The sequence below is a fragment of the Hassallia byssoidea VB512170 genome (genome assembly GCF_000817785.2).
Taxonomy (GTDB): Bacteria; Cyanobacteriota; Cyanobacteriia; order Cyanobacteriales; family Nostocaceae; genus Hassallia; species Hassallia carrinoi.
The window spans coordinates 116403-131454 of record NZ_JTCM02000008.1 but is presented as its reverse complement, the minus strand read 5'-3'; the positions used below and the strand labels follow the sequence as shown (position 1 = coordinate 131454).

General features: G+C 41.9%; 13 protein-coding genes. 6 read left to right on the top strand and 7 right to left on the bottom strand.

The window, feature by feature from the left end; translation table 11 throughout:
- On the top strand, nt 1–3945 hold a 3945-nt coding region (locus tag PI95_RS06630), incomplete at its 5' end, for a beta strand repeat-containing protein (RefSeq protein ID WP_163518662.1).
- 24 nt (nt 3946–3969) lie between these two features.
- Here PI95_RS06630 and PI95_RS06620 read toward each other — a convergent pair.
- The gene (locus PI95_RS06620) at nt 3970–6381 is read right to left on the bottom strand and encodes a hypothetical protein (protein ID WP_039753280.1); all 2412 of its coding nucleotides are present in this window, start codon (nt 6379–6381) and stop codon (nt 3970–3972) included.
- A 79-nt stretch (nt 6382–6460) separates the two neighbouring features.
- On the opposite strand from PI95_RS06620, the gene PI95_RS06615 reads away from it, so the two are divergent.
- Together PI95_RS06615 and PI95_RS06610 are read left to right on the top strand one after the other, a co-directional pair.
- Nucleotides 6461–7804 carry a proton extrusion protein PcxA gene (locus PI95_RS06615; RefSeq protein WP_201280318.1) on the top strand — a complete coding sequence of 448 codons (1344 nt, stop codon included), beginning with the start codon at nt 6461–6463 and terminating at the stop codon, nt 7802–7804.
- A 119-nt stretch (nt 7805–7923) separates the two neighbouring features.
- Complete coding sequence (locus PI95_RS06610) at nt 7924–8289, top strand: hypothetical protein (RefSeq protein ID WP_163518661.1); 366 nt, start codon at nt 7924–7926, stop codon at nt 8287–8289.
- Nucleotides 8290–8436: 147 nt separating this feature from the next.
- Here the strand turns inward: PI95_RS06610 and PI95_RS06605 are convergent, their stop codons facing one another.
- Nucleotides 8437–8655: a hypothetical protein gene (locus PI95_RS06605; protein WP_236116952.1), complete on the bottom strand. Its 219-nt coding sequence runs from the start codon at nt 8653–8655 to the stop codon at nt 8437–8439.
- 559 nt (nt 8656–9214) lie between these two features.
- Here PI95_RS06605 and mltA point away from each other — a divergent pair.
- The 3 genes from mltA to PI95_RS06590 all read left to right on the top strand — a co-directional run bounded on the left by mltA (nt 9215) and on the right by PI95_RS06590 (nt 12197).
- Nucleotides 9215–10477 carry a murein transglycosylase A gene (gene mltA / locus PI95_RS06600; protein WP_052325827.1) on the top strand — a complete coding sequence of 421 codons (1263 nt, stop codon included), beginning with the start codon at nt 9215–9217 and terminating at the stop codon, nt 10475–10477.
- 568 nt (nt 10478–11045) lie between these two features.
- Nucleotides 11046–11495: a PIN domain-containing protein gene (locus tag PI95_RS06595; protein ID WP_039753282.1), complete on the top strand. Its 450-nt coding sequence runs from the start codon at nt 11046–11048 to the stop codon at nt 11493–11495.
- Nucleotides 11496–11582: 87 nt separating this feature from the next.
- Nucleotides 11583–12197, top strand: a complete 615-nt coding sequence (locus tag PI95_RS06590) for a hypothetical protein (protein ID WP_039753283.1) — start codon at nt 11583–11585, stop codon at nt 12195–12197.
- Between the two features lie 81 nt (nt 12198–12278).
- Here PI95_RS06590 and PI95_RS06585 read toward each other — a convergent pair whose 3' ends face one another.
- The 5 genes from PI95_RS06585 to PI95_RS06565 form a co-directional block, all read right to left on the bottom strand.
- The gene (locus PI95_RS06585) at nt 12279–12824 is read right to left on the bottom strand and encodes a hypothetical protein (RefSeq protein ID WP_039753285.1); all 546 of its coding nucleotides are present in this window, start codon (nt 12822–12824) and stop codon (nt 12279–12281) included.
- Between the two features lie 165 nt (nt 12825–12989).
- A complete protein-coding gene (locus tag PI95_RS06580) occupies nt 12990–13373 on the bottom strand; it encodes a hypothetical protein (protein WP_163518660.1) in 384 nt (127 codons plus the stop codon).
- Between the two features lie 35 nt (nt 13374–13408).
- Nucleotides 13409–13906, bottom strand: a complete 498-nt coding sequence (locus PI95_RS06575; RefSeq protein WP_039753288.1) for a hypothetical protein — start codon at nt 13904–13906, stop codon at nt 13409–13411.
- 277 nt (nt 13907–14183) lie between these two features.
- Nucleotides 14184–14534 (bottom strand): hypothetical protein, encoded by a 351-nt coding sequence (locus tag PI95_RS06570; RefSeq protein WP_063842466.1) that lies wholly within the window; start codon nt 14532–14534, stop codon nt 14184–14186.
- 114 nt (nt 14535–14648) lie between these two features.
- Nucleotides 14649–15014 (bottom strand): hypothetical protein, encoded by a 366-nt coding sequence (locus PI95_RS06565; protein ID WP_163518659.1) that lies wholly within the window; start codon nt 15012–15014, stop codon nt 14649–14651.
- Nucleotides 15015–15052 lie beyond the last annotated feature (38 nt).

Below are 15052 nucleotides of genomic sequence, written 5' to 3'. Positions count from 1 at the left end.
ATTTTCAGCGCAACTACTCCAAATGCACCCACACCATTATTGACAATCAATCCTTCCGCATTGCTGTTTCTTCAACCTTCACCCGCAGCAATTACAAATAGCTCAACTGCACCCGCAGGCGTGAATTTAGCTGGTGTTGAAGTTACAGGCTTGAGAGTGCCAGATGGTAGGAGTTTACTATTGGTGGGTGGCGATGTCAACGTTGATGGTGGAAGCCTGAGAGCTTATAACGGACGCATCGAGTTAGCCGGATTAGCTGCACCTGGGAATGTTGGGTTAAATTTCACAGGGAATATACTTAGCTTGGGTGTTCCCGATGTGCCTAAGGCGAATGTATCTTTAACCAATGGTGCTGAGGTGAATGTCCGTGGGAGTGATGCTGGTAGTATTGCCATCAATGCTCAAAACTTGAGTTTGGCGGGAGCAAGTAAAGTAAGAGCGGGGATAGACACGGGCAATGGTACACCTGAAAGCATAGCCGGAGATATTGACATTAATGCTACAGGGTCAACGACTTTAATTGATGACAGCTTTATTGCTAATGTCTCTCAAACATCATCTTTCGGTAAAGGTGGCAACGTCAATATTACTACAGGCTCCCTTGCCCTAATTAACGGCAGTAGCTTAAATACTGCTAACTTTGGGCAAGGGGATGGAGGCAATATTAATCTTAATGTTCGTGATGCTCTGACTTTATCTGGAGTGGGTGAAGCCGGAAGCAGCGCCATTTTAAGCCGTGTAGAAGCTCAAGCTGTGGGTAAGGGAGGTAGTATTAATATCACGGCTGGGTCAGTTTCCTTAGCCGATGATGCTTTTCTCAGTGCTAGTACTTTTGGACAAGGGGATGCTGGCAATGTATCCATACAAGCTAGAGATTTTGTTTCTCTTGTTAGTAGTAGCAATATCTTCAGCACTGTGGAAGCGGGGGGAGTAGGCAATGGTGGTAACATTAATATTAAATCTGGTTCCTTTTCATTAGCAGATGGCGCTTCTCTGAGTTCCAGTACTTTTGGGCAGGGAAATGCTGGTGATGTATCCATACAAGCTAGGGATTTTGTTTCTCTTGCTGGTAGTAGTAATATCTTCAGCACTGTAGAAGCTGGGGGAGTAGGCAATGGTGGTAACATCAATATCACGGGATCTTCACTCTCGTTAACTGATGGCTCTCAACTGCAAACTATACTGCGTAGGAGTGATACCCAGAATAATCTTTTAGGGGGTCGGGGAAATGCAGGCAATGTCAATATTGATGTCACTGGTCAGGTGATTATAGCTGGGCAAAGAAACGGACTTACTAGTGGAATTAGCAGTTCTGTAGGCACTGGAGCGACGGGTAATGCCGGTAACATCAATATTAAATCTGGTTCCTTTTCCTTAGCAAATGGCGCTCAACTAAGTTCCGGTACTTTTGGGCAGGGAAATGCTGGTAGTGTATTCATCCAAGCATCTGATGCTGTTTCCTTTACTAACGGTGACATTTTCAGCACTGTGCAAGCTGGAAGTGTGGGTAATGGCGGTAATATTGATATTAAAGCTGCATCACTCACGTTGACTGATGGCGCTCAATTAATAACTAATGTAGAAGCGGCAAATGAAACACTTCTTGGTGGGCGTGGAAATGCAGGAAATGTGAATATTGATGTTTCAGGTAAAGTCACTATTTCTGGTGTAAAAGACGAATTTGGCAGCGCCATTTTGAGTCGTTTAAGAACGGCTGAAATCGGTAATGGTGGTGACATCAATATTAAATCTGGCTCTTTTGAACTGAGTAATGGTGCTTTACTAAGTGCCAGTACTTTTGGGCAAGGAAATGCTGGTAGTGTATTCATCCAAGCATCTGATGCTGTTTCCCTGGCAAATGCGGACATTTTCAGCAATGTGCAACCTGGAGCGGTAGGTAATAGTGGAAATATTAATGTTCAAGCCAGAACTCTCTCCTTAACTGATGACTCTAGTTTGTTTGCTAGCACCTCTGGACAAGGAAATGCGGGAAATATATCTGTACAAGTGACTGATTCTGTTTCTCTGGCAAATAGTATTATCTTCAGCAATGTGGCAGATGGAGCGGTGGGTAATGCAGGAAATATCAATGTTCAAGCCAGAACTCTCTCCCTAACTGATAACTCTAGTTTACTTGCTACCACCTTTGGACAAGGAAATGGTGGAAACATATCTATACAAGCGACTGATTCTGTTTTTTTAGCAGGTAAATTGAATGGTATCACCACCAATGTGTCAGCTGGAGCGGTGGGTAATGCTGGAAATATCAATATTCAAACTGGTTTGTTTTCTTTAACCGATGAGTCTCAAGTTGGTGCTACCAACCTTGGGGGGAAGGGTTCATCTGGCAATATTTTAATCAATACAGCGAATGATTTTTCTATCACTAGAGGTGCTTTTGTAAGTGCTGCTAGTTCTGGGGAAGGTAATGCTGGTAAGATAACAATTCGCTCTGGTGGGGCTGTTTTGATTTCCGGACGTAGCGATCGCACAAGTAGTGCAGTTACTAGCGGTATATTAGATTCAGGGGTGGGTAATGGTGGTGATATTGAGATCCAAGCGCGTAGTTTCTCTTTGTCTGACGGTGCTGATTTATTTACATTCACTTCTGGCAGAGGTAATGCTGGAAATATCTCGATTAATACGATAGATGACTTTACCGTCAAAAATGCTTCAGTGGCAACTTTTACCTCTGGACAAGGTAATGCTGGTAAGATAGCCATTCGTGCAGGGGGGAATGTCTCGATTTCCGATCGGGCTAACTTATTGAGTAGCGTAGCACCAGAAGGAATAGGTAGTGGTGGAGATATTGAGATTCAAGGACGTAGCTTCTCGTTATCTGACAATGCTCAATTATTTACTGCTACTTTGGGCAAAGGCGATGCTGGGAATTTCCAAATTAATACATCTGGCGATATTATTATCAAAAGTGGCGGTCAGATCAGGGCTGATACTGCTGGACAAGGAAATGCAGGAAATGTCTCAGTTAATGCTGGTGGTACAATTTCCCTTGATGGAGTAGGTTCTGGTGGTTTTAGTAGTGCAATATCTACTCAAGTCGCAGCAGAAGAAGGATTTGTAGGCAGAGGTGAGGGTGGCAACATTAATATTACTGCCCAAAATCTGTCTATTACCAACCGTGCAGCATTAACTTCTAGCAGTTCCGGACAGGGAAACGCTGGAGATATCAATATTAATACTCGTTCTGTCCGACTAGATAACCAAGGTATTATTGCCGCATCAACTAATTCTGGCAATGGTGGAAATATTAACTTAACAGCCGCAGATTTTTTACTGTTACGTCGTAACAGCAGTATTTCCACAACTGCGGGGTTGACTCAATCAGGTGGCGATGGCGGTAATATCACTATCAATACACCCTTTATCGTTGCTATCGATAACGAAAATAGCGACATTACGGCAAATGCTTTCACCGGAAAGGGTGGCAGGGTTAATATCACTTCACAAGGCTTATTTGGCATTGAAGCGCGTCTTCAACCCACACCACAAAGCGATATTACTGCTAGTTCTCAATTTGGACTCAGCGGTGAGGTGATTATCAATACACCCGACATCGACCCCACCCAAGGACTAGTGGAACTACCCACAGGTCTAACCGATGTTTCGCGACTTGTTGACACTAGTTGTGCTGCGATCGCCAAAAAAAACGGAAGCGAATTCACCGTCACCGGACGCGGTGGTTTGCCCCCCAGCCCTGACGATTTCCTCAGTAGCGATGTAGTATGGTCAGATACTCGCCTCACCGCAACTGTAACGCAGCAACCTTCAAAAACATCGGTAGCCTTATCATCCTCAAAACCAAAAGCTGTGGAAATTGTCCCGGCTACAGGTTGGGTATTTAATAATCAGACGGGGGAAGTTACGCTGATTTCCTCGGCGTCTAATGCTTCTGGGTTTGCTTCTCCTACTTGCGCTCAACGGTAGACGCTCATATAGCCGCACCCAGCGCTAGGGTGTCGGTGCTTTTGTCGGCTCAGTAATAACTGATACGCAAGCATTCACTAAAGGCAATAACGGACCGAGTTGTTCTTGTCCGTTCACGGCTAATTCGCTGTGACACAAATACACTTTTTCGGATACACGAGAGAGCAAATCTGCCAAAATCCGTTGCAGTCGCTGTTCTTCTGATAATTTCTCGTCTTCTGCTGTCCAAGGTTGCCCTAATCTCTGTTGCAGAAAGAAAGGGGCACCAAACAACGTTGCTGCACCACCTTTTGACCATAAAGGTGAACCTGCATCCAGCCAAAAATGCCAGCGGTGCGATCGCCTACTTGCGCGATATTGAAATATAGTAGCTAAAGTGACAGCTTTGCTTGCTGGTCCCACCGGACGCATTGGGTAAGGGTTCGCGGTAATAGTTCCCCGACGCAGCAGTTGAATGAATTCACCGACGGTGGGGGATGGGGAGTGGGGAATGGGGAGTGGGGAGTGGGGGGAGGGGGAGAGGGGGGGAGAGGGTGAGGGGGGAGATAAGGGAGATAAAGAAGAAATTCTTGTTTGTCCCCCTCCTGCTCCCCCTGCTCCCCCTGCTCCCTCATCTCCCCCTGCTCCCCCTGCCCCCATCCCCATGTCTCCTAATGGGGTTTGTCGGAGTCTGGTATCAATTTCCCAGTAATGTTGGGCGGTTTCCAGTAATTCCCGCAGTGCGGCTAATTGCTCGTAGGGAAGGTTGCTACCATTCCACAAAAAGCGTTGAATTGCTCTATCTAATAAGGAAATCGGACTGGGGATAAGTCGTAATTCTTGTTGCGATCGCTGTTGTTCTATCCACTCTAATATCTCAGTATACGCTCTCGTCGCTGCATAGCCGATTCTATCCCAGCGATCGAAAGCGGTAACAGCAAGCAAATTCGGGCGATCGAGATGCGGCACAAAGCAGTAATCTGCTATTAATCCCGCTCTTACTGGGTCAATATAATGACTAGCAGACAAAGAAGGAAATAATTCATCTTCCCTTTCTCCTTGTCTCCTTGTCTCCCCCTCTCCTTGTCTCCCCCTCTCCCCCTCTCCCCCTTCGCTATATCCCTTACTCAAAACAACCAACATCTCCGCTACGGCGTCTCGGTCTACCAAGCGTCCCAAATCAGGATAAACTAGTGCCATGAGTGTAAGTAAGGCACGGATGACCGGTGAAGCTATCAAGGGGCGTTGGTCGTTGAGGGATTCTAAAAATATTCCTTGCTTGCTGAGAATTTCTACTAGGGTATAACGAGCGATCGCATCTAAACCAGGTGCAATTATTGCAACTTGATCCGCTTCGACTTCCCCAGATTTGATTGCTTTGACAATTTCCTCTGCTGTTAGCCGCAACAGTTGAGCGCGGGAAGTTGTTTGAATCGATCGCACTACTTCTGGTAAACTCGAAAGCATCATCGATTGCGTGACTAATTCCACCATCGGCGCGGAAAGCGTATCTGCAAGGCTGTTTTCTGCTGGTTGATTTAAAATTTCTACTCGACAACGCCTTGCTAACTCTTCTAAATATTTCGGATCTGCTCCCAATCCCCAACGTACTGCACCATCAGGATTGTAACTAAAAGCTCCTACAGCACCTTCATCTAACAAAAAGTCAAACAAACGACGTGCTACAGCTGGATACTCATCTACGTCATCTGCTAACACTGCTTGATAACGTTTGACTAAGCGCTCTTGATAAAGGCGATCGCTTAACAAATGTTGACACCAAAGTTCGGTGATAATTCCATAAGTCAACAATCCCCTTTCCAAACACCAGTTACGCCAATCTAAAAGCAAAGTCCCTAACAATTGCGGGTCTAAATTTACCGTATTTTCTTGCGGTAATATAGCTTTTGTCAAAATTTGGCTAATATCTTCGCAGGGAACACCACTATAAGCTGCTAATTGTAATAAGTCTAGGATGCGACGCACACCGCGATACTCCGAACCTCCCAAAGCTTGGAGAAAGTCTTCATCCAAGCGCGATCGCCAAAGTTTAGTTGCTAATTCTTGCTCAGTCTCTGGACGTAATCTTACCGGAAATTGAGCTTTTAAGTGTAAAGATTGAATTAATAGGGGCCAAAATAAAATAATCTCATCCTGAAAAAAACCCAAGATCGTCTTAGCCCTAATTGGATATTTTCCCTGAGTTGATGTAACAATTCTATCTGCCAACTGTCGCCGATTATCGTCATTGGCGGCAAACACTAAAACTGCTGGTTCTGTTTGCTGGAGATACGGGTGTTTTTGTCTGCCTAAATCTTTTTTTTTCTGAGATTTTTTAGTATAAAATAATTCAGGGTTTGGATTTTCCGTTTGTACCCAATTACAGAACTGCTTCACCAAGCGAGCAGTCTTACCACTGCGGCTAGCGCCTACAATCCAAAGTGAATCAGAAACCACAAACCATCTCCGAAGTTAATCTCTCATTATAGCTTATGCGTTAACTTAAAGTTAATAATCACCAAAAAGTGCTGGATGATTGCCGACGATGAAAATTTCTGTTTTAAGCCAAAAAGTATACAATTTTCTGCTAGCTGCTTACCGATGGTACTTACTGACAGCAGAACGTTCTCTAGATCAAGCTTACAAAGCGGCGTTACAGATTAAGGCTATAGAAGACGAATATTTTGATGGTAATAAAATAGACGTTAATTCATCTAAATACACCAGTAGCATGATGGATTATTTTGAGTCAGATTTGAAAAAGCAATTAAGAATTGCTCGGATGCGGTTGACAGAGTTTAAAGGTAGCCGTTTTTTTCTCAGTGAATCCAATCAAAAAGCTGCGATTAAAGCAGGGATAGAATATGCTAATCCGGCAACAATTTTAGAAAAGCTGAGATTTATCGATCAAGTTATCGCAAAATACACCAATTTTGATTACGAAACAACTTCTTCAGATTTAGTTACCCAACCCAAGCCGGAAATTATTCCACTAGATTCAGCGATCGCACCAGACATTGCACCCGCACCATTATCAGCAAAGTTATCAAGCAAAGGTTGGGATAAAAAACCACGAGGTAAGGCAAATTCAACCGGAATATTGCCTCGTTCGATTTTAAGTACTGTCACTCGTTTACAAGTTGAGTTAGATCCTCGCTCAGAAGAAGATGTTGTTAAAAACTTTCGTCAAGCGCAAAGAAGAACAATTATATCTGTCAGATTTTTTTTACTATTAATTATAGTGCCAATTCTAACTCATCAGCTATCAAAAACATTAGTTGTCGGACCGATAGTTGATAGTTTTAGAAGTTCCGAGCAAACCGGAATCTTCATCAATTATGAAATGGAAGAAGAAGCACTCGAAGCACTAGAAAAATTTGAAGAGAGAACAAAGTTCGACATTCTGATAGGCAGATTAACCCCCCTACCTCCAGAGGAGATGGAAAACCACGTAAAAGAAAAAGCGCGGGAGATTGCCGAAGAATCTCGTGCCGAAAGCTCAAGTGCGATTAAAAATGTTTTTGCTGACCTTTGCTCGGTTGTTGCTGTCATCTGGCTAATGCTTGTGAGTAAACCCTCCATTGCCGTTATCAAAGATTTCTTCGATAATATAGTATATGGTCTGAGTGATAGCGCCAAAGCATTTATTATCATTTTGTTTACCGATATTTTTGTCGGATTTCACTCACCTCATGGATGGGAAGTGATTTTAGAGGGTGTATCGCGTCATTGGGGACTACCAGGAAATCACAGTTTCATTTTCTTGTTTATAGCCACATTCCCAGTAATTTTAGATACCATCTTTAAATACTGGATCTTCCGATATTTAAACCGGATATCGCCTTCAGCAGTAGCAACCTACCGCAATATGAATGAATAGACTTCGGGCAGAAAATCGCGGACTGAGTATTTTTTACTACCATACCTAAAGTTTTGCTGATTTGCTTGCGAACAAAGCAGAAAAAAATCAGTCTTTTCTACTAATAGAGTCATAAAGCCATGATTATCAAACAAACACTTTCATTATTAGCAGTCTCTGCTTTGATAATATTACCAGCAGGTATTGCCACCGCAGAGGACATTGACGTTCAGACCGGCAACATGAGAGTCAGAGTTAGTGAAGACGGTACTACAATAATTAACTCGACTCCCAAACAAACAATTATCGTTCCTAGCCGTCGCGTACCCACTTCAAGGATACGTGTTCTACCAAATCGTAACCAGCGTTACAGCGTTTGGAAAAATTCTCGATCGACGCCAAATATTTGTAATGGCAGAAAAATAACCCAGCAAAGCACTCAAAGCAACAGATCTGGTACTTCGGTTAACCGCACTTACAGTTCCATAACGACAACATCTTGTTAACAACTTAGTAAATGCTTGTGAAGCACTTACTAACTTAGGCTATAAACACGCAACCCCTGCATCTATCCGAACAAAGGACAGGTGCAGGGGTTTTCACAACGCAGCGCGATCGCCCAAAAATAACTTATATGATGTCCGTTTAATCACTTATAATCCGGATTGGCAGTTTTTAACTTTGAAGAAAGCGAACGTTTCAACTCTTGTATCAGTACTTGACAACGCTTCATAGCTAAAGAGTGCTTGTTGTCTAAAGTGTTTGGCTTGCAATGCGTTTTCTTCATATACTTCAGAACCTTTACGTCTGAGTTCAACGGCTTGCTTACTAAGTTCTTTAGCACGATTCCTTAAATCTTCTACAGTTTTCATCTTTCCTCTAGTTCTGAAATTACAAATTCTAACTTTTCAGCCTCTTCATAAAGTTTATCTGTAGTACCTAGCACTCCTTGCGTCCTCAAGGTCATTGTTTTCCAAGGCTGCATCCGAGGCTTCATATAACTCGTCAATAATTCGCTGTAATTGAGCGTAAGCTTTTAGCAAAGCGTCAAGTGTCGTTTGTTTCAACTCGTTGTTATTTTTTCTTTTTCTGTTCTTGTTCCTCTATCCACAAAGCATACCCGCTCCAATCGCTCGATTCAAGTTATTCGCAGAGCTTAAGTTAAAAAATGTAACGAATTTTTCCGGAACTTGCATAAATCTCCCAACCTCATCATATAAATACACCAAAGCTGAAAAAAGCGCGATCGCGCTTTCTCACTGAGACATTTTTCAGCTTGGTTACATAAAAGTGATTTTTGGCAGAAACCGAAAATCAACGCTTTTTCATCAAAAAAGTGAGTTATGGGGTTAAATGAAAAACCGTAGTTTTCTAAGTAACGCGACTGGGGAATTAAAAATTTCCTTCTTATTTGACATATCCATTTTCTAGATGAAAAAGACTCTGCCATTCATCATCAGCATACCCGTGGTTCTGTTAATACTTTTAGTACGGATGCAAACTTTTGGGCAGCGGGAACTCAGTCCACCAGAATGTCAAGTTAAAAAGTGGGATCTACCAGTGCCGTTGAAAAGCAAAAATCAAGCATCCCCAGTACTTGTTGAAAGGTCGCCGGTTGCTTGTTGTCAGGGTGATACCTCTTGTTTGGATCAAGTTTTATTTACAGGTGAAAACACTCAATTACCAGATAAAAAGATACTAATACAAGCTATCGATCGCAGTTTGGGATATTTGCAAACTAGTAATGCTGATGCTGCTTACAAAAACTATCAAGTGCCGGGAATTACACGCGATCGCGTCAGCAAAAGTCTGCAAAGATTCCGTCAACTGCTGCTAAAATCTAAATCCGCTACAGAACTTCATGCAGCTATTGAGCGCGAATTTGTTCTTTATCAGTCAATCGGTAAAGACAACAAAGGTTCCGTTTTGTTTACAGCTTACTATGAACCACTTTATGCTGCAAGTCGCATTCCTACCGCTGAGTATCGCTATCCGATTTATAAATTGCCTGCTGATATCGAATCTTGGTCTAGACCTCATCCTACACGAGCGGAACTTGAAGGAGTTGATGGTTTGCAAGCATCAAATGGTAAGTTGCGGGGTTTAGAGTTGTTTTGGTTTCGCGATCGCTTAGAACCATATATGATTCAAATCCAAGGTTCTGCCAAACTTCAGCTGACCGATGGCACACAAACCACTGTAGGGTATGCCGGTAATACAGCTTACAACTACAAAAGCATCGGACGAGAACTCGCGAATGATGGAATATTACCCCTAGAGGGGATGACAATGCCAATTATCCTCAACTATTTTCACAAGCATCCACAAGCGTTAAATGTCTATATTCCCCGCGATCCCAGCTTTGTGTTTTTTAAAGAAAACTTCGGTGCAGCAGCACAAGGTTCTATCCAAGTGGCACTTTCTCCAGAGCGTTCAATTGCTACAGACAAATCTATCATGCCTCCTGGTGCTTTAGCGTTGATTCGCGCTCCTTTTCCCTTTGTCAAGGGTAGCGGTGAAATGGAGCATCGAGTTGTCAGTCGTTACGTTCTCGATCAAGATACTGGCGGTGCAATTAAAGGTGCGGGAAGGGTGGATTATTTTTTAGGTACTGGGAAAGTGGCAGGCGATCGCGCTGGCGTAACAGTCAGTAATGGACAACTATATTATCTGCTACTTAAGTCCAAGAAATAAACTTATTTCCCTATTAAAAGCCAAACTAATATTTACAACTCTTGTGATAGTGTGTCCAAAGTGATTACATTAACAATTCATCTTAGTATTATGCTAATTCTTATTTTTTCGGAAAAATTATGCCTATTTTCACTTTGTTTATCTATGTGAATCTAAGAAAATTAAAATGAGAAAATCACAAATTTATTTACCCTCTATGTCTTTGGATATACATCTATTAGCTAGGAACTACAAAAATTATCAGTCGTCATTTCCATTTACCGTACTAAAGCTGTAATTTTTGCCATAATCGCTAAGAAAGAAAACCTCTTTTTCTTTACCAAGCATCTCTTTTTTGCCAATAGGATTAAGTCAAATCAAATCAGAAATATTCTTATATAAGTATGTACATATAAAAATTAGATATTGCCTTTTCAGTTAATGCGGTTTAATTATTGCTTCTTTTTGCTTGGCTTACGTCAGTATTTCGCAGTCATTTGTAAATTAGCAAAAATAAGTGTAAATAATACCAAAAAAATGGTATCTGCGTCTTCACACACACAAATTTCAGCTCTTCTGGGGGGTTAAAGTGATCAGGATTTTAGTTGATGCTGATTTAATTTTAGAAGCTTTGATTAATCGCACCGAATTTGTCGGAAACGTCAGGGAACTATTGGATAGAGTACACCCGTCAATACAAATGTATGTAACAGATGTTGGTTGGCAAAAAATTTACGATTATGCAAGTCGTTTTCAAAGTACTAAAATAGCAGAAATAGTAGTTGATTGGTTAGAAGATAAAATTCAGATTTGTACTGTCGATCAAACAATTTTACAACAAGCACGCTCCTCACCACTTCGAGATTTTGAATCTGCTGTAGAATTAGTTTGTGCTACTTATCAAGAATTAGATGCGATCGTTACCCATAAACATGATGATTTTGCCTTATGTTCTAACAAGTTTTGGATTTGGTCAGTCGCAGACTTGCGGTTGCGGGCAAATCTAGAAAATCAATTACAAGCAACTAGAACTACTTAATCATAGGCTCGTAATAAACTCGTAGTGAGGACTTAAGTCCTCATCCTAAATCAATTACTGCGTAATTTGCTTGATTGGAGGAATTCAATGAGCCGCTTACCATTGTTAGATCCAAATCGCTCATATACTTTTAGCAATTACTTTGAATTAGGGTTTGCAGTTGATGATTTAGTAGCTGAATTTGGTTATTCATTCGAGCGTAAATTTCTTAATTTACCGCAATATTCTGGTACATTAGACAGACTTGCCGATCTAAAACAACGGATTGAAGAAGTATTACCTTTTGTAGATTTAGAGAACGAAGCTACTCGTCGGGAAATTTTAATTGCGCCCATTGTTACTGATTTAATCCATTATTCTCACGCTAAATTACGAATAGAATACAGTATTAAAGTTGATAATAAACTTCAAGGAAATTTGGATTATTATCTGCGAACAACAACAAATTTAATTGTGATTTCAGCCAAGCAAGGAGATATAAATAGGGGATTTATACAATTAGCGACTGAGATGATAGCTCTCGATAAATGGACTGATTCTACTCAAGCTGAAATATTGGGAGCAGTAACTACAGGTAATGTTTGGCAATTTGGTATATTAAATAGACAAAAACAAAGTATTGAACAAGCAATTAATCTTTATCGAGTGACTGAAGAATTGGAAGTCGTGGTCAGAACAATGCTTGCTGCACTGATGAATTAACCGCAATTGCAAGTCAACCTTTCAATTCGGCTTGGCGAGAAATTTTCTCATCTGAGTTGTTTAAACAAAACTTGATTCGTGCTATTGCACGTTAACATCAATTTTGTAATTCAAAGCACCATCACCGCTATTTTGTTGAGCGACATTTGTGCCAGGACCGTTTATTTGAACATTCACCCCAGAGGTTGGGGGAGAATAACGCGCAGTTATTTCAACATTGTGTTGCCCCATTGATAGATAAGGTGAGAGATTAACCTCAGAACTGTTCTTGTTCAGTTTTTTCACCACTTTACCATCAACAAGAATCTCACCTCTCAATTGAGTTGCAGAGCTATTAATGCTGAGAATATGAGGTTGACTAAGACTGGCTGCATCCACATTGAGAGTGCTTCGTTGATACTGAGATGATTGATCGTTTTGTTGGTTAATAAAAGTTCTATCTTGCATATCATCATCGTCGTTATTGGTAGCTGAGTTAACACTTGTACTGTCTGAGTTAATACTAGTGTTATCTGACCTGAGAAAAGTATTTTGATTTTGGTTGCTTTGAGTTAAGTTTTGAACTACAAACATCGTCGCTATCAGAAAAGCAACGCTGCCTCCGAAAACCATGAAAATTTTTTTCATTATTAGATTAACTCCCCTGACTATATAGTATGAGCTTAAACCCAACTGCTCAAGGAGGGAAACTCCCGAAAGTGATGTTAAGAAAGTAATTATGGCAAAATTCCCCCGAAGGGGAATTCAAAACGATTAAAATCGTTACACCCAATCTATAAATATTGGGCTAATTTATCTCTTGTTAAGAAAGTTGGGGTCAGCAGCTCGGTTGTATACATGCACTCGAGGATTTACTTTAATGTTAATATTTCGACCACCAGTGTTGTATCCACCGTTTCCACTAACAGACTGATTGCTTGTCCGTCTTTGTTCGCACTTGGTAGAAACACAAACTTGGTTGCCGACGCTGGTGACACTGCCACCACTGCAATTCGGGTCAAAGCGTTGGTTAACATTATTCGATTGCGAACGTGTTCTGGAACCGTCAACCGCTACTTGCGCTGCCACATCAACTGCAACACATCCAGCCGCAGCTTTAGGAGTAAACGAAGGCATCAAGAAAGGAGATACACTTACAGCTGAGAAAACACCGAGAGAAAGTAATTTTAAATTCATGGTTGTATCCTAATGGAAATAAACAAGGAGGTGAACTATTGACAAGTTGTTGTTGTTGTCGAACTATAACTGCGGTTAACTGCTCTGCCGGAACTATGCCTTTGAGTGCTTGTCCTACACCGCATAGACGCAGTTGAGCGGGGGTTTTTCCAAATTCCGTAAGTCCGAACATTATTTGGTCGATAAATCCGCGCTGGAGTGCGAATAATAGTTCTTCTGGGAATTGTGTTAACCCTGATATCGTCGTCGTCATCGTCGTAGTCATCAACATCGACCATAACGTCGTCAGTTTCAACTATGGTGTTACCTGCTGTGACAATGCCGCGAGGTGATGCGATCGGTGCAGAAAGCCAACGGGGAGACTTGAACCTGTGTGTGGGAGTGTTGTTAATCCGGATACCGCTGTCATTGCCAACCGAGACTTGAACGTTATCAGTTTGAACGAAAATGTCACCGGCTCTGGCAATTCCACTTGGTAATGCAATTAGCGCAGACAAGACTGCTAGTAATGAAACTGTTTGTTTGGGAAACATGGCTGAATCACTCTCCTAATAGAAAAAACCGATTTTTTTTTCTGCTTCGCAAGCTAGCAAATCGGTAATACCCCTGTTAAAAAGCTGTCAGCACCACACCACACGATCGCACTCCAGACTAATTCGACTTAAAAGCAATTTGCTTATCGGATCCCGGCGCTGCAAGAATTATTTAACAACGCCTTTCTCGTGGCAGTAGAATTAATCAAGGGTTTAGTCACCAGCCACAGCATTTTAAGTTTGAAACTTGATAGCTTAAGCTGATAACACAAGTGCTTTAGCGGCAGTACCGTTGAGCGGCGCCTGCTTGACGTTGCAAGTTTGCTTGGCTGGCACGTTGGCTGACAACGCTATCATTGATCGCTACACCATTTTGGTCAAGACGCTGATTTGAGCGTTGTGATTGCTGGTTTCCTCCACAGTATTTGTTGCCGTAGCGAGAACCGGCTCCATTGGTGCGGTACTGGTAGCTTGTTTGACTAGCTGCTTGATCGACTCGACTGTTGTTAATCGAAGTAGCACTTTGATTAAGCTCTTGGCGAGTACCTGAATCGCCTGCGAAGGCAGCAGATGGTGCTATAATCATTGCTGCGGCTAAAAGACTAAAAGCGTAAGTTTTCTTCAACATATTTTTGAATCCGATCTGAAATTTCTTAGTGATTTCGAGCAGGCGTTGCTCTAGAAGCAAAATAATTTGGCTGATTCCTTCAATGAATGCAACGCCTAATAACTCAATTAATAATTAGCGACCGCGAACACTTTGGCTTTGGTTGTTGCGGGTTGTGCTATCTTGAGCATTCACAGAACCGTCAATCGCTGTACCGCTTTGGTGTGTACCTTGTCTAGAGTTTTGAGATTGGTTTGTGTTACCTTTGCGGTTGTATGGGCTGTAGTAGCTACCACGGTATCCACCAGCTTTTTTCTGTGCGTTTTGAATTTGTTGTTGGCGGTTGGTGCTGACGGAGCTTTGAGCGTTGGTGCTACCATTGATTGCAGCACCTTCTTGTGTGGTAACTTGGACGTTGCTTTGACCTTGACCTGCAAATGCTGCACCAGGAGCAATAGCTAAAGCAGCAGCCAAAATACCGAAAGCAAAATTCTTCAACATTGTTTTAAACCTAATTTACTTGTGTGTGAGTGTTGTTT